This window comes from Streptomyces sp. NPDC051963 (assembly GCF_044593495.1).
GTDB lineage: Bacteria > Actinomycetota > Actinomycetes > Streptomycetales > Streptomycetaceae > Streptomyces.
Genome location: NZ_JBIUCC010000007.1, coordinates 151,978 through 167,501 on the forward strand (window position 1 = coordinate 151,978; position 15,524 = coordinate 167,501).

Annotated in this window: 13 protein-coding genes and 2 tRNA genes; 12 read left to right on the top strand and 3 right to left on the bottom strand. The window is 69.8% G+C overall.

The annotated features are described in order from the left end of the window. Positions 1-216: 216 nt before the first annotated feature. The 4 genes from ACIHFB_RS28695 to ACIHFB_RS28710 all read left to right on the top strand — a co-directional run bounded on the left by ACIHFB_RS28695 (position 217) and on the right by ACIHFB_RS28710 (position 4,117). Complete coding sequence (locus ACIHFB_RS28695) at positions 217-813, top strand: M48 family metallopeptidase (RefSeq protein WP_365284531.1); 597 nt, start codon at positions 217-219, stop codon at positions 811-813. 139 nt (positions 814-952) lie between these two features. Further along, on the top strand, positions 953-2,653 hold the full coding sequence (locus tag ACIHFB_RS28700) for a TerD family protein (RefSeq protein ID WP_400128416.1): 1,701 nt from the start codon (positions 953-955) through the stop codon (positions 2,651-2,653). A gap of 11 nt (positions 2,654-2,664) precedes the next feature. Further along, positions 2,665-3,345 (top strand): AIM24 family protein, encoded by a 681-nt coding sequence (locus ACIHFB_RS28705; RefSeq protein ID WP_365284535.1) that lies wholly within the window; start codon positions 2,665-2,667, stop codon positions 3,343-3,345. A 16-nt stretch (positions 3,346-3,361) separates the two neighbouring features. After that, positions 3,362-4,117, top strand: a complete 756-nt coding sequence (locus ACIHFB_RS28710; RefSeq protein WP_365284537.1) for an AIM24 family protein — start codon at positions 3,362-3,364, stop codon at positions 4,115-4,117. A gap of 79 nt (positions 4,118-4,196) precedes the next feature. Here ACIHFB_RS28710 and ACIHFB_RS28715 read toward each other — a convergent pair whose 3' ends face one another. Further along, on the bottom strand, positions 4,197-4,712 hold the full coding sequence (locus tag ACIHFB_RS28715; RefSeq protein WP_365284539.1) for an NUDIX hydrolase: 516 nt from the start codon (positions 4,710-4,712) through the stop codon (positions 4,197-4,199). Beyond that, a complete protein-coding gene (locus ACIHFB_RS28720) occupies positions 4,709-6,127 on the bottom strand; it encodes a zinc-dependent metalloprotease (protein ID WP_365284541.1) in 1,419 nt (472 codons plus the stop codon). The genes ACIHFB_RS28715 and ACIHFB_RS28720 overlap by 4 nt, the downstream gene beginning before the upstream one ends. Before the next feature lie 191 nt (positions 6,128-6,318). Here ACIHFB_RS28720 and ACIHFB_RS28725 point away from each other — a divergent pair, with 191 nt between their 5' ends. From ACIHFB_RS28725 to ACIHFB_RS28740, 4 genes are all read left to right on the top strand, one after another. Continuing rightward, on the top strand, positions 6,319-7,437 hold the full coding sequence (locus ACIHFB_RS28725) for an SDR family oxidoreductase (RefSeq protein ID WP_365284543.1): 1,119 nt from the start codon (positions 6,319-6,321) through the stop codon (positions 7,435-7,437). 68 nt (positions 7,438-7,505) lie between these two features. Then, complete coding sequence (locus ACIHFB_RS28730) at positions 7,506-7,967, top strand: molybdenum cofactor biosynthesis protein MoaE (protein ID WP_365284545.1); 462 nt, start codon at positions 7,506-7,508, stop codon at positions 7,965-7,967. A 118-nt stretch (positions 7,968-8,085) separates the two neighbouring features. Next, a complete protein-coding gene (locus tag ACIHFB_RS28735) occupies positions 8,086-8,250 on the top strand; it encodes a hypothetical protein (RefSeq protein WP_365284547.1) in 165 nt (54 codons plus the stop codon). Positions 8,251-8,317: 67 nt separating this feature from the next. After that, positions 8,318-9,412, top strand: coding sequence for a PDZ domain-containing protein (locus tag ACIHFB_RS28740; protein ID WP_365284549.1), 1,095 nt, complete (start codon positions 8,318-8,320; stop codon positions 9,410-9,412). Between the two features lie 9 nt (positions 9,413-9,421). Here the strand turns inward: ACIHFB_RS28740 and ACIHFB_RS28745 are convergent, their stop codons facing one another. Next, on the bottom strand, positions 9,422-9,964 hold the full coding sequence (locus tag ACIHFB_RS28745; protein ID WP_365284551.1) for a PPA1309 family protein: 543 nt from the start codon (positions 9,962-9,964) through the stop codon (positions 9,422-9,424). Positions 9,965-10,128: 164 nt separating this feature from the next. On the opposite strand from ACIHFB_RS28745, the gene ACIHFB_RS28750 reads away from it, so the two are divergent. From ACIHFB_RS28750 to ACIHFB_RS28765, 4 genes are all read left to right on the top strand, one after another. Next, positions 10,129-13,083, top strand: a complete 2,955-nt coding sequence (locus ACIHFB_RS28750) for a UPF0182 family protein (protein WP_365284577.1) — start codon at positions 10,129-10,131, stop codon at positions 13,081-13,083. A 41-nt stretch (positions 13,084-13,124) separates the two neighbouring features. Then, positions 13,125-13,198: transfer RNA gene (locus ACIHFB_RS28755), tRNA-Met, on the top strand. A gap of 207 nt (positions 13,199-13,405) precedes the next feature. Continuing rightward, complete coding sequence (locus ACIHFB_RS28760) at positions 13,406-15,349, top strand: sel1 repeat family protein (protein ID WP_400128421.1); 1,944 nt, start codon at positions 13,406-13,408, stop codon at positions 15,347-15,349. 91 nt (positions 15,350-15,440) lie between these two features. Next, positions 15,441-15,514, top strand: a tRNA-Met gene (locus tag ACIHFB_RS28765). Positions 15,515-15,524: the final 10 nt, after the last annotated feature.

Genomic DNA, 15,524 nt, shown 5'->3' on the forward strand with positions numbered 1-15,524 from the left:
CGTACGTCCTTGTACATCTCCGTACGTCCCCGTTCGTCGGTGGAGCTCTCAGTGATCCGCCGACGAGTGCCAGCATGCCCGCCCCTGCTGCCCGGCGCCGAAAGTTATCCACAGGTCGTGGATATTCGTCGTACAAAACAGACGCTCGGTGGGGGATCGGAACCGAACCGTCCCGGAGGCGGGACTTCCCGCATGTGCAGCGGGTAACGTCGGGGCGTGTCCGCAGACCCACTGCACCGCGCCGGAACTCCACAGCGCAGCACGACGAGCCCGCCACCGAGCGGCCCGGGGGCGAGCGTGATCGAGGTACGCCGGAGCGCCCGTCGACGCAGGACGGTCTCCGCTTACCGCGAGGGCGATCGCACCGTCGTGCTCATCCCTGCCCGGATGTCCGAGGCGGAGGAGCAGCGCTGGGTGAACGTCATGCTCGACAAGCTCGCCGCGCAGGAGAGCAAGCGACAACTCGGCGACACCGAACTCGCCGAGCGCGCCGAACGGCTGTCGGAGCAGTACTTCGACGGCCGGGCCTGCCCCTCCTCCGTACGCTGGGTCACCAACCAGAACACACGCTGGGGTTCGTGCACCCCCGCCGAGGGCAGTATCCGGCTCTCGCACCGTCTTCAGGGCATGCCCGAGTACGTCATCGACTACGTCCTGCTCCATGAGCTCGCGCATCTGCTCGTGCCCGGACACGGGCCCCGGTTCTGGCGCCTGCTGGAGGCGTATCCGCGGACCGAGCGGGCCCGCGGCTACCTCGAAGGGGTGGTCGCCGCCGACCGCCTGCCGCAACTGCCCGGCGCGCGCGACGAGTGACCGCCGCGGACCGCGGAGCGGCGAAGCGCCGTCGAGAGATGGTTGTGTACCGGGTCTGTACCGACTTCGTCCGGTGTCCGAGTTTGCCGTTAGCCTGACGCGACGCAATCGCATTCGGGATGGGGGACGGTCGTTACGCATGGCCAGGGAATTCCAACGCGGCCACAAGGCCAGGATCAGTGATCTCACCGCGGGCACGGATCTGTACGTAGGTGTGCAGATCTCGGGCCCCGGGCTGACCTTCGACATCAGCTGCTTCGGCCTCGACGCCGATGAACGGCTCTCGGACGAAGCCTACTTCGTCTTCTTCAACCAGCCGAAGTCACCCGAGGAGTCCATCCAGCTGCTGGGGGCGCAGGCCGGCGACACGGAGTCCTTCCGGGTCACGCTCGACCGGATCCCGCCGCAGATCCAGAAGCTGTCCTTCACGGCGACGCTCGACGGCGCCGGGCAGATGTCGCAGATCGCTCCCGGATACATCCGCATCGTCGCCGGCGGCGAGGAAGTGGCCCGGTACTCCTTCAACGGCTCGGAGTTCACCACCGAACGGGCCGTGATGCTGGGCGACTTCTATCTGAAGGACGTCTGGCGGTTCGCCGCGGTCGGTCAGGGCTTCGACGGCGGCCTCGACGCGCTGCTGAAGAACTTCGGTGGCGAGGTCCTCGAAGAGGAGACGCCCGAGCCGCCGCAGCAGGCTGCCCAGTCCGGCGCCGCTCCCGGTTTCGCCCCGCCCGCTCAGGCCTCCGCGCCGCCCGCCTTCGGCGCACCGTCCGCCCCGGCACCGGCCCCCGCGCCGCCGGCACCGCAGCCCGCCCAGGGCTTCGCGCCGCCGCCCGGAGCGACTCCGCCGGCAGCAAGCCCGCCCCCGGCGCCGGCGCCCGCACCCTCCGTGCACGCCGCGCCCACCATCATCGCCCCCATGACACCGCCCGGCGGCGCCCAGGTGCCGCCCCCGGGCCCCGTCCCCGCGCCCTACGGACAGCCCCCCGGCCAGACCGCCCCGCTGCCGCCCGGCTACGGACAGCCCCAGGCGCCGCAGGCACCCCAGGCCCCGACGCCGCCGCCCGGCTACGGACAGCCGACCCCGCCTCCGGGCTACGGACAGCAACCGCAGTTCGGCCAGGTCCCCGGACAGCAGACGGCCCCCTACGGCGGCGCCCCCCAGGGAACTCCGCAGGCACCCGGCGTGGCCGCCGCGCTCCAGCAGTTCAAGGAGACGCCCACCGGACAGCGCTGGACGCAGCAGAACAAGAAGATGGTCCGCGTCGACCTCGGCGTCGGCGGCCAGCCCGTGCTGGCCCGGCAGGGCAGCATGGTGCTCTACCAGGGCAAGGTCGACTTCAGCTACAAGGGCGCGGGCTTCGCCGGCCGGATCGCGGGCAACGCCACCGGCCAGGAGATGCAGCTGATGCGCTGTACCGGCCAGGGCCAGGTGTTCCTCGCCGAGAACTCCGCGATGCTGCACCCCATCGAGCTCCAGGGCGACGGCATCTGTGTCTCCGCCGAGAACGTCCTCGCCTTCGACGAGGGCCTTCAGTACGAGGTCCGCCGAGTCGAGGGACACGGCATCCCCGGAGGCGCGCTGTTCACGATGCAGTTCACCGGCACCGGCACGATCGTCGTCAAGACGCACGGCACACCCGTGGTGCTGCCGGTCACGCCCACGACGTTCGCCGACGCCAACGCCGTGGTCGCCTGGTCGTCCGCAGCCCAGGTGATCGTCTCCAGCCAGGTACGGATGCGCCGCAACGCCTACCCCGGCGACACCGGAGAGAGCGTGAACCTCCAGTTCCGGGCCGCTCCCGGCAACTTCATCGTCGTCCAGCCGTACGAGATCTGAGGGAGCCCGTCATGAACCAGCCACTCGCGGGCTTCGCCCCCGCACCCGTCACCGCCCGCATGGAGAACCACGGCAACCACATGCTGAAGGTCGCCATGCAGACCGGAAACGACCTCCTCGCGCGCGTGGGTTCGATGGTCGCCTACGAAGGGTTCGTCCAGTACGAGCCCAACCCGCCCGCCGTCCGTCAGATCGCCCGTGACTGGGCGACCGGCGAGGGCGCGCCCCTGATGAAGTGCTCCGGCGACGGTCTGCTCTACCTCGCCGACTACGGCGCCAACGTCGTCGTGATCAACCTCAACGGCGACGGGATCTCCGTCAACGCCACCAACCTGCTCGCCTTCGACGCCCACCTCACCTGGGGCGTGGAGCGGGTGAAGGGGCTGGCGAAGTTCGCCGGGCAGGGCCTGTGGAACACCAAGATCACCGGGCAGGGGTGGGTCGCGCTGACCTCCCGGGGCAAGCCGATCGTCGTCGACTGCGGCGGTGGCGAGGACGAGACGTACGTCGACCCGGACGCGCTCGTCGCCTGGTCCCCGAATCTCAAGGTGAAGGGCAAGCGCAGCTTCAAGGCGCAGTCGCTCATCGGCCGGGGCAGCGGTGAGGCCTTCCAGATGGCCTTCTCCGGCCAGGGCATCGTCGTCGTCCAGCCCAGCGAGGACAGCACCGACCGTCTCCGGGTCCGGGGCTGAGGGGGAGCACCACACCATGCAGAGTCCGCTTTTCGCCTACAACGACCAGCAGACCCAGGACCGTTGGAGCCTGCAGAACAAGCAGATGCTCCGCGTCACCCTGGAGGGCCACGACGACCTCCTCGCCCGCAAGGGCACGATGGTCGCCTACCAGGGCCTCGTCGAGTTCGACGCCGAGTACCAGAGCCGCGGTCAGGGACGCGCGCGTGCGCGCACCGGCGAGGGCCTGGACCTGATGCGCTGCCACGGGCAGGGCACGGTCTACCTCGCCAACCTCAAGCAGCACGTCCATGTGATGGACGTCGAGCAGGACGGGCTGACCGTCGACAGCAGCTACGTCCTCGCCATGGACTCCACGCTGCATCACGAGGTCATCGCCGTCGACAGCCTCTACGGCATCTCCGGCTCCGGGAAGTACCAGCTCAACATCTCCGGCCGCGGCAGGGTCGCGCTGATGACCTCGGGTGCCCCGCTGCTGATGCAGGTGACACCCGACAAGTACGTCAACTGCGATGCCGACGCCATCGTGGCCTGGTCGACCAGCCTGCGGGTGCAGATGCAGGCCCAGACGCACTCCTCCGGGATCTGGCGTCGTCGCGGCAACACCGGTGAGGGCTGGGAGCTCAGCTTCATGGGCAGCGGCTACGCGCTCGTCCAGCCCAGCGAGCTGCTGCCGCCGCAGAACGCTCAGATCGGCTCCGGCGCCGCCGCCCAGTTCGGCATGGGACAGCACGGGGCGCGGGGGCAGAACCAGGGCAACGTCTGGAGCTGACGGTCCAGGAAGCAGCAGACGTAAGGGGCGACCGCAATGGCGGGCGCCCCTTACACGTCACACGTCACGCATCCCGAGCTCACAGCCTGGCGCGGGTCGCTTCCAGCAGTCGTACGACCGACTCGTCCGCCACGGTCGCCACCTCGTCGTACCCGAACCAGCGCAGGTCGAGCGACTCGTCGCTGATGGCCTCCACGGCTCCGGCCGGAGCGAGCGCCGCGTACTGGACGTCGAGGTGCCAGGCGCAGGGCGTGTGATGGCGGTCGAGACGCACCGGGCCGCCCGGCAGCAGGGCCAGGCCCGCGATGCCCGACTCCTCCGTCGCCTCGCGCAGGGCGGCCGCCGCCAGCGTCTCATCGGCCGGCTCGCAGTGGCCGCCCATCTGAAGCCACATGCGCAGCTTCTTGTGGAGTGTCAGCAGCACACGCCCTCGCGACGGGTCGACCACCAGGGCACTCGCCGTGATGTGCCCGTCCCCGCAGGCCTTCCACAGGCCGTCCGGATGCGCCTCGAGATGGTCCAGATAGGTCCCGCGCAGCTCTTCCTGGTCCTCGTAGCCCTTCAGTACGAGGACCGCGTCGTCGTACAGGCTCACTCGGTGTCTTCGTCCTCGCCCTTGTCCCGCTTCTTCAGGTCGGGCTTGTCTGCGGCCTCGCCGAGCATCTTGTCCAGCTCGGAGAAGTCCAGCTGCTCGCGGTGCACGAAGCCGTCCGGGTCGTCCAGGTCGGATGCGGTGGGGAGCATGTCCGGGTGGGCCCACAGGCCGTCACGGCCGTCGACACCGCGCGCGTCCGTGAGCGAGGCCCACAGCCGGGAGGCGTCACGCAGGCGCCTGGGGCGCAGCTCGAGGCCGATCAGCGTGGCGAACGTCTGCTCGGCCGGACCGCCCGTGGCACGGCGGCGGCGCAGGGTCTCGCGCAGCGCGTCGGCGGACGACAGACGCGGTTTCGCGGCCGCGTGCACCACTGCGTCGACCCAGCCCTCGACGAGCGCGAGAGCCGTCTCCAGACGGGCCAGGGCGGCCTTCTGCTCGGGCGTGTCCTCCGGCTGGAACATGCCCTGCTGGAGGGCGTCCTGAAGCTGCTCCGGGTTCTGCGGGTCGAACTGGCCGACCACGTCCTCCAGCTTCGCGGTGTCGACCTTGATCCCGCGCGCGTACCCGTCGACCGCGCCGAACAGGTGCGAGCGCAGCCACGGCACATGCGCGAAGAGGCGCTGGTGGGCGGCCTCGCGCAGGGCGAGATACAGCCGCACCTCCTCCTTGGGCACGCCCAGGTCCTTGCCGAACGCCTCGATGTTCACCGGCAGCAGCGCGGCCTTGCCGGCCGGGCCGAGCGGCAGGCCGATGTCGGTCGAGCCGACGACCTCGCCCGCGAGGACGCCCACGGCCTGCCCGATCTGCGTGCCGAACATGGCGCCGCCCATGGATCGCATCATGCCGATCAGCGGGCCGGCCATGGCCTGCATCTCCTCCGGCAGGACGTCGCCCATGGCCGCGCCGACGCGCTCGGCGACCGGGTCGACCAGCTCCGTCCACGCGGGCAGGGTCGCCTCGACCCACTCCGCGCGGCTCCACGCCACGGCGGTGCCCGCGCCGGACGGCAGCGATGTCGCGTCGTCCAGCCACAGGTCGGCCAGGCGGACGGCCTCCTGGACCGCGGTGCGCTCGGCGGGGCCGACGCTCGCGTCCTTCGTGCCGTCCGACGTGCCCTGGGAGACCGTCTGGCGGGCGATCTGCTTGGCCATGTCCCAGTTCACCGGCCCGCCCTCGTACGAGAGCATCTGGCCGAGCTGCTGGAATGCGGCGCCCAGGTCGGTGGGGTTCAGCGAGCCGAACATGGCCGCGAACGGATTGTCCGCACCGGCGCCCGAGGCACCGGGCAGCCCGCCGAAACCGAACGGGTTGGCCGGGCCCTGACCACCACCGCTCTGCTGGTCCTTCTTCTTGCCCTCGTCGCCGTCGTCCGGCTCCTCCGGCGGAAGGCCGAATCCGAATGGGGTGTCACTCACGGGATTCCTCGGCTGTTAAGGCCACCGGTTGGCTCCGGCGGCACGACTGCCCGATAACACCACCCAGCGTAGACACCCGCGGCCGTTCGGGCCTCGGTGCTCCGCCGACACTTGGCCTGCGGCAGGATGGATGCACCTGGTACGCACGCGTCACTCGCGCTCGTACTGAAGACAACCGCTGGAGACGCCCGGTGAGTTCCCCAGATCCACAGGTTCGCGCAGCGCGAAACCACTCAACCCCGCCCGCCCCCGCCGTACGCGGGCCCGTCGTCGCGGTCACCGGCGCCGCGTCCGGGGTCGGCGCGCTGCTCACCGAGCGGCTCGCCGCGTCCGAGGAGATCAAGCAGGTCATCGCCATCGACGAGCGGCGCGGCGAGTGCGCGGCCGCCCAGTGGCACATCCTCGACGTGCGGGATCCGGCGATCGCGGACAAGCTGCGGGGCGCGGACGTGGTGGTGCATCTGGCGCTCGACCTGGATCTGGAGACCGATGGCGCCGCCCGTACGGCGTACAACGTACGGGGGACACAGACCGTGCTGACCGCGGCCGCGGCGGCCGGTGTGCACCGGGTGGTGCTGTGCACGTCCGCGATGGTCTACGGAGCGCTGCCGGACAACGAGCTTCCGTTGGCCGAGGACGCGGAGCTGCGGGCCACGGCCGAGGCGACCGGCGTCGGGGATCTGCTGGAGATCGAGCGGCTCGCGCGGCGGGCTCCACGGGCGCATCCCGGACTCAATGTCACCGTCGTACGGCCCGCAGTGCTCGTCGGGGGCACCGACACCGCGCTGACCAGGTATTTCGAGTCGCCTCGGCTGCTGGTCGTCGCCGGTTCCCGGCCCGCCTGGCAGTTCTGCCATGTCGAGGATCTGTGCAGTGCTCTGGAGTACGCCGTTCTGGAGAAGGTCGACGGGGAACTGGCCGTCGGATGCGACGGGTGGCTGGAGCAGGAGGAGGTCGAGGAGCTGAGCGGGATCCGGCGGATGGAACTGCCGTCCACCGTCGCGCTGGGGGCGGCCGCCCGGCTGCACCGCATCGGGCTCACACCGTCTCCGGCGGGGGACCTGGCGTACACGATGTATCCGTGGGTGGTGAGCGGGAGCCGGCTGCACGAGGCCGGATGGCGGCCGCAGTGGACGAACGAAGAGGTGCTGGCGGAGCTGTTGGAGGAGGCTGCCGGACGCCACACGGTCGCCGGACGGCGGCTGGGTCGCAAGGACGCGACCGCGGCTGGGGCCGCGGGGGCGACGGTGGCGCTGCTGGGTGCGGCGGCCGTGGTGCGACGGGCGCGGAAGGCCCGGCGGCGGGTCTGAGGGGCGGGTCTGAGGGGGGAGCCCCGCAGGAGTTCCGGGTTGTCAGTGGCGTGGGGCACGATGGAGGCATGGCACCCACGAACGACCATCCCGGTGAGCAGGCAGCGCAGGATCCCGTCAAGCTGATAGCCATCCGGGAGACGGCCCTCTCCCTCGACGAGGTCTTCCGGGCCGTCGGGGACGACGCGGCCGGTGGCACCGCCCTTTTCGTGGGGACCGTGCGGAATCACGACGGGGGTGCCGATGTCGATGAGCTCGGGTACTCCTGCCACCCCAGTGCCGAGGCCGAGATGCGGCGGATCGCCGAGAAGGTCGTCGCCGAGTATCCGGTGCGGGCGCTCGCGGCCGTCCATCGGGTCGGAGACCTCAAGGTGGGGGACCTCGCCGTCGTCGTCGCCGTGTCCTGCCCGCATCGGGGTGAGGCCTTCGAGGCCTGCCGGAAGCTCATCGACGACCTCAAGCACGAAGTGCCGATCTGGAAGCACCAGAAGTTCTCGGACGGTGCCGAGGAATGGGTCGGCGCCTGCTGACCGGACCCCCGCCTCCCTCCGGTTGCGTAACCTGCCCCCCGGCGTGAGCGTTGTCACGGCAGATGGTTAATCTGCTGATCAGTCAGTTGCGGTCACGCATTGGGGCTGGGAGGACGGCATGGCGGCGCTCGCCTGGTTGCTGATTCCGTTTGTGGCTGCGATCGCCGCCGGTCTGTGGGGCAGTTGGGCCAACCGGACCCGAAAGGCGCGCAGCGACGGGCCCGAGCTCGACGGGTACGCGCGTTTCCGCGAGGCCATGGAGAAGCCCCCCACCCGTACGTGACGGGGGCGGCCGCCCGGACGGACGGCCCTGACGGTCCGCTGACAGGAGCGTCCCGTACTGTCGTTCCATGCCACGCCGCACTGCGACGATGCTCGCCTCCACCCTGATACTGATCGCGCTCCTGTGCGCGGGAGTCTTCATCACCGTGCCGTATTCGGAGATGTCACCGGGGCCGACGGTGAACACGCTCGGGGACCACGACGGTGAGCCGGTGCTCCAGATCGACGGGCGCAAGACGTACGCGACGAGCGGGCATCTGAACATGACCACCGTGCGGGTCACCAGCGCCGACTACCGGATGAACCTCGTCGAGGCCGTCTACGGCTGGCTCGCGCACGACAACAAGGTCGTGCCGCACGACACGCTCTACCCGGACGGCAAGACCGAGGAGCAGTCGACCCAGGAGAACGCCGAGGAGTTCAGCCAGTCCCAGGAGAGCGCCAAGGTCGCCGCCCTGAAGGCGCTGAAAGTACCGGTGCAGTCCTGGGTGATCGTCTCGACCGTCCTCAAGAACTCCCCGGCCGAGGGCAAGCTGCACGCCGGCGATGTGATCAAGGCGGTCGACGGCACGGCCGTGAAGAAGCCCGAGGACGTCGCCGAACTGGTGACGAAGCACAAGCCCGGTGAGGACGTCGACTTCACCATCGTGCCCGCCGAGGAGCAGGCGGCCGCCGAGAAGGAGCAGCGGGCGGCGACCAAGACCGACAAGGTCACGATCACGACCACGAACTCCGCCGACACCGGCGAGAACCGCGCCATCGTCGGGATCTCCGCCGGGACCGACCACACGTTCCCGTTCACCATCGACATCAAGCTCGCCGACGTCGGCGGACCGAGCGCCGGTCTGATGTTCGCGCTCGGCATCTACGACAAGCTCACGCCGGGCAGCCTCACCGGCGGGACGTTCGTCGCCGGCACCGGCACCATCGACGACGCCGGCAAGGTCGGCCCGATCGGCGGCATCGAGATGAAGACGGTCGGTGCCCGCGAGAAGGGCGCCCGGTACTTCCTGACGCCCGCCGACAACTGCGCGGCCGCCGCCGACGACACCCCCAAGGGCCTCACCCTGGTCAAGGTGAACACCATCGACGACGCCCTCGGCGCCCTCAAGGACATCCGCAGCGGCGACACCGCCGACCTGCCGAAGTGCAGTACGAAGTAGCCGACCGAGCTACTCCTCGAACGTCGCCGCCAGCGCCTCCGCCAGCCCCGGCACCAGTTGGGAACCCGTGAGGACGTCCGTCGGGGAGTCCTTCTCGCGCAGCCGCAGAGCCGAGTCGCGTGCGCCGTCCCGCAGCACCGCGACCGTCATCCGGACCTCCTGGCGGTCGGGATGGTCGGCGACCCACCGGGCGAGCTTCTTCTCACCGAGGCCCTCCGGAACGGACGCCTCCGCGGACGGCGGCAGCATCAGGCGTTCCACGGTGAGCGCACAGCCGACCACCGCGTCGGGCCAGGCGATGGTGCCGAGGAACTCGTCGAGCTGCTTGCCCGCCGGAATCTCGTCCTGCTCGATCGGGGTGAGACCGGTGGCCTCGGGTTCGTCCTGAAGGCCGAGCCGGTCCGCGAGCGAGGGCTGTTCGGCCCGGAGCCGGGCGGTGTCGACGAGGGCGAAGAGGCGCGCGGGCTGGTCCCAGCCGAGGCCGGACACGTACTCGTCGATCTCGAGTACGGCCCGGGTCAGAGGGCTCGCTGCCATGGGAGTGTTGGACATGGTCACAATCCTGCCTCGTTCCCTACCGGAATCGGGAACCGAGTAAAGCGTGAGTAAGTTGCATAGGTGAGGGCCTACGATCACGTGGCCCTTCGGACGGCCCGTGAACTCGGGGGCCCGACAGACCAACAGCGAACTTCGAGGTGCGCACCTTGGCTTTCCAGATGCCGGACCGCGGCGGAGGCCCGACGGGGCCGCGGATCAGAGTGGGCCGCCCGTCGCGGCGTGTCCGGACCCTGCTCATGACGCTGGGCGTCCTTGCCGTTCTCGGCATGGCGTTCACCATGTTCGCGGGCTTCTGGACCGACTGGCTCTGGTACCGGTCGGTGAACTACTCGTCCGTGTTCACGACCACGCTGTGGACCAAGATCGGACTGTTCTTCGTCTTCGGTCTGCTGATGGCTCTCGCGGTCGGCTTCAACATCTGGCTGGCCCACCGGCTGCGCCCGCCGCTGAGCGCCATGTCGATGGAACAGCAGAACCTCGACCGCTACCGGATGGGCATCGCGCCGTACAAGAGGTGGCTGCTGCTCGGCATCACCGCCCTGGTCGGTCTGATCGCGGGCGCGTCGGCGTCGGGGCAGTGGCGGACCTGGCTGATGTGGGTCAACGGCGTGCCCTTCAACCAGAAGGACCCGCAGTTCCACCTCGACGTGGCCTTCTACGCGTTCGACCTGCCCTGGTACCGCTTCCTGCTCGGCTTCGGCTTCGCCGCCGCGATCCTCTCCCTGATCGCCGCCGCGCTCACCCACTACCTCTACGGCGGGCTGCGCATCACCAGCCCGGGCGCGCGCGCCACCGCCGCGGCCACCAGTCATCTGTCGGTGCTCATCGGCATCTTCGTCGCCCTGAAGGCGGTCGCGTACTGGCTCGACCGGTACGGCCTCGCGGTGAAGTCCAGCGACTTCAAGGCGACCGACAACTGGACCGGCCTGAGGTACGTCGACGCGAACGCCTATCTGCCCGCCAAGACGATCCTGTTCTGCATCGCCGTCATCTGCGCGCTGCTGTTCTTCGCCACCCTGTGGCGGCGCACCTGGCAGCTGCCCCTGATCGGCTTCGGTCTGATGGTGCTGTCGGCGATCCTCATCGGCGGTCTGTATCCGGCGATCGTCCAGAAGTTCCAGGTCCAGCCCAACGAGCAGGCCAAGGAAGCGCCGTACGTCACGAAGAACCTCGAGGCGACGCGCCAGGCGTACGGCATCGACAACGCCAAGGTCACCGACTACAGCGGTGTCAGCAAGACCGAGGACAAGACCAAGCTGCGGGACGACGTCGATGCCACGGCAAGCGTCCGCATCATGGACCCGAACATCGTCTCGCCCACGTTCCAGCAGCTCCAGCAGATCAGGAACTACTACGCGTTCCCGACCAACCTGGACGTCGACCGCTACAGCGAGAACGGCAAGGACCAGGACACGGTCATCGGTCTGCGTGAGCTGAACCTCAACGGCATTCCGAAGAACAACTGGATCAACGACCACTTCCGCTACACCCACGGGTACGGCGTGGTCGCGGCCAAGGGCACCGAGGTCGACGCCGAGGGCCGCCCGGTGTTCACGGAGTCCGACCTGCCGTCCAAGGGCGACCTGGGGACGTATCAGCAGCGGGTCTACTACGGCGAGAAGACGAGCGAGTACTCGATCGTCGGCGGTCCCCAGAAGGAGATCGACTACTCCGACGACAGCGGCGAGAAGACGTACAGCTACGAGGCAAAGAGCGGCGTCAACCTCGCCAACCCGGTCAACCGGGCGGCCTACGCGGTGGCGTTCAGCGAGCCGCAGATCCTCTACTCCGGTGCGATCGGCGAGGGTTCCCGGATCCTCTACAACCGCACGCCCAAGGAGCGCGTCGAGGCGGTGGCGCCCTGGCTGACCATCGACGGCGACGCCTATCCGGCGGTCGTGAACGGCAAGATCCAGTGGATCGTGGACGCGTACACGACGACGAACGGCTATCCGTACGCGTCCCGTACGACGCTCGGTTCCTCGACGGCCGACTCGCTGACCGCGACCAACAACTCGCGCGCGGTGGTGGCCCAGCAGAACCAGGTCAACTACATCCGCAACTCGGTGAAGGCGACCGTCGACGCGTACACCGGCGAGGTCAAGCTCTACCAGTGGGACACCGAGGACCCGGTCCTGAAGACCTGGATGAAGGCGTTCCCGGGCACGGTGGAGTCCAAGAGCGACATCTCCAAGGACCTGATGGCCCATCTCCGGTACCCGCAGGACCTGTTCAAGGTCCAGCGTGAGCTGCTGACCCGCTACCACGTGGAGGACGCGGACACGTTCCTCAGCGGCAGCGAGGTGTGGCAGGTGCCGGACGACCCGACCAACAAGTCGGGCAACGCGGTACCGCCGTACTACCAGAGCCTGAAGATGCCCGATCAGCAGGCGCAGGCGTTCTCGCTGACGACGACGTTCACGCCCAACGGACGGGACAACCTCAGCGCGTTCATGTCGGTCGACGCCGAGGCGGGCACCAGTGACTACGGCAAGATCAGAGTCCTGAAACTGCCGACGAGTACGACCGTCAACGGACCCAAACAGGTCCAGAGCCAGTTCAACTCCGAACAGGACATCGCCGAGCAGATCAGGCTACTGCAGGGCGGCGACTCCGAAGTCGAGTACGGCAACCTGCTGACGGTTCCACTCGACGGGGGACTGTTGTACGTCGAACCCGTCTACGTCCGTGGTGGCGGACTCAAATATCCACTGCTGCGCAAGGTGTTGGTGACCTACGGCGGCAATACCGCCTTCGAGGACACGCTCGGCGAGGCCCTGAACAAGGTCTTCGGAGCGGAGGGCGCGCCGACCGAGCCACCGGACGAGGGCGGGGATACGACGACTCCGCCACCGACGTCCACCAACCCGACCGTCCAGGAGGCGTTGAACGACGCCCAGGAGGCCTTCGACGCCGGCCAGGAAGCCCTGAAGAAGAACGACTGGGAGGCGTACGGCAGGGCGCAGAAGGACCTCGAGGACGCGTTGCAGCGGGCCGAGGAAGCGCAGGCGCAGGCCGACAAGACCGGCGGCGGGAACAGCGGCTCCAGCCCCAGTCCCAGCGGCAGTCCGAGCGGCAGTCCGAGTCCCAGTGGGAGCCCGGACACCAGTTGATCGAGTCCGTCCCGCGCCGTGATACGGTTGCCGAACAACGGCGCGGGGTGGAGCAGCTCGGTAGCTCGCTGGGCTCATAACCCAGAGGTCGCAGGTTCAAATCCTGTCCCCGCTACTGAAGTCGAAGGCCCGGATCCTTAAGGGATCCGGGCCTTCGACGTGTGTGCGAACGCATGTGCCGACATGTGGGATGGCCCCGCCGCCGTGGGGAGTTGAGGGATGTGTGTTTGACTTGTCGTTCTGTGGGCATGTCGACAAAACGCTGAAGTGACCTCACTGGCTGCGGTATACCAGGTGTACCCAGGTTGCAGGTGGTGCGACGATGGACGTTATGGGGGACAAGGCAACTCTGTTGGAGACAGGGCGGTTTGGGGAGCCTGCCGACGTTTCGCAGTCGACGGGCGAAATGTCCGTGCCCGGAATCCCCCGGCCCGCGACCGGACTCACGCAGCCGGTGGGCGACTTCGAGCAGCAGGCGACCGACTTCGAGCGTCGTGTGAGCGATTTCGTTCAGTCCGCGGACCGGGACGAAACCGGTGAGGCCGCCGAGGAGGCCCGCCAGCGGCTCGCCGCCGAGACGGGCGACGTCGAGGCGATGAGCGTCCTCGGTGCCATGCTGCTGCGCCGCGGTGATCTCGACGGAGCCGAAGCCCATCTGCGTGCCGCCACCGCCGCAGGCGACCGGGCCGCCGCCAACAACCTGGGTGTCCTCCTGCACCAGCGGGGGTACGCCGACGAGGCCGCCGGCTGGTGGCGCATCGCCGCCGTCGCCGGGTCCGCGGCGGCCGCGCACGCCCTGGGCCGTCACCACCGGGAGCGCGGCGACGAGCCCGCCTCCGAGTACTGGCTGCGCCAGTCCGCCGAACAGGGCCATGCCCTCGGCGCGTACGCGCTCGCCGACCTGCTGGAGCACCGCGGCGACGACGGAGCCGAGGCCTGGATGCGGGCCGCCGCCGAGCGGGGGCACCGGGAGGCGGCATACCGGCTGGCGCGGACGATCGATCGCAACGCCGTGAGCGAGGGGGAGAACGGCTCGGACGACGGCGTTGGCGCCTCCCTCGTGGCGGAGGCCGAGCAGTGGTACCGGCAGGCCGCCGCGCGCGGACACCGGCGGGCCGCGCTGCACCTCGGGGCGATCCTGGAGAAGCGCGGTCAACTCAAGGAGGCCGGGCGCTGGTATCTGACGTCCGCCAAGGACGGGGAGGCGCGGGCCGCCTGCGCGCTCGGGTTCCTGCTGCGGGACGCCGGCGACTCCGAGAGCGCCGCCGTGTGGTGGCTGCGGGCCGCCCAGGACGGCGACGGCAACGCGGCCAACGCACTGGGCGCGCTGCACGCCGAGCGCGGCGAGACCCAGACCGCCGAGCGGTGGTACCGGGCCGCGATGGACGCCGGTGACGTCAACGGCGCGTACAACCTCGGGCTGCTCTGCGCCGAGCAGGGCAGGACCGCCCAGGCCGAGCAGTGGTACCGGCGTGCGGCGTACGCAGGGCACCGCGAGGCGGCGAACGCGCTCGCGATCCTGCTGCTCCAGGGCGGCGACACGGCGGGCGCCGAACCGTGGTTCTCCAAGGCCGCGGAGGCCGGGAGCGTGGACGCGGCGTTCAACCTCGGGATCCTGTACGCCGGGCGGGGTGAGGACGGGGTCGCGCTGCGGTGCTACGAGCGTGCCGCGGCCGCCGGGCACACGGAGGCGGCGCTTCAGGTCGGTATGGCGCGGCTGCGGGAGGGGGACGAGCGGGCGGCCGAGCGGCATCTGAGGTGTGCGGCGGGCGGCGGCAGCGCCGAGGCCGCGTATCGGCTGGCGACCGTGCTGGATGCGCGGCGGCCGCCCGAGCCCGCGCATGAGCTCGGGGAGCCGGTGCGGGAGCGGACCGAGTGCGAGGAGTGGTACGAGCGGGCGGCGTCCCAAGGGCACCGTCGGGCGCAGGTGCGGGTCGGAATGCTGGCCGCCGCGCGGGGCGATGTGGTGGAGGCGGCCCGGTGGTACCGGGAGGCCGCCGAGGCCGGGTCCCGCAACGGGGCGTTCAATCTCGGGCTGCTGTTGGTTCGGGAGGGGAGTGAGCCCGAGGCGGCGGTGTGGTGGGCTCGGGCCGCCGACGCGGGGCATGGGCGGGCGGCGTTGCGGCTTGCCCTGGTCTACGCGCGTCGTGGCGAGCTCGCGGAGGGGAAGCGCTGGGCGGATCGGGCGGTGACGCTCGGGCCGGCCGAGGTGTCCGAACGGGCGAGGCGGTTGCGGGACGCTCTGCGGGAGGAGCTGTCGGCGTGACGCCGCGCCTGCCCTCCACCCCCCCAGCTCAGCGGCGCCGTAAAGCGATTTGCCTCTGTCCGCGTCCTTGACGTAATGTTCCATTCATCGACGCGGGGTGGAGCAGCTCGGTAGCTCGCTGGGCTCATAACCCAGAGGTCGCAGGTTCAAATCCTGTCCCCGCTACTGAAGGCCC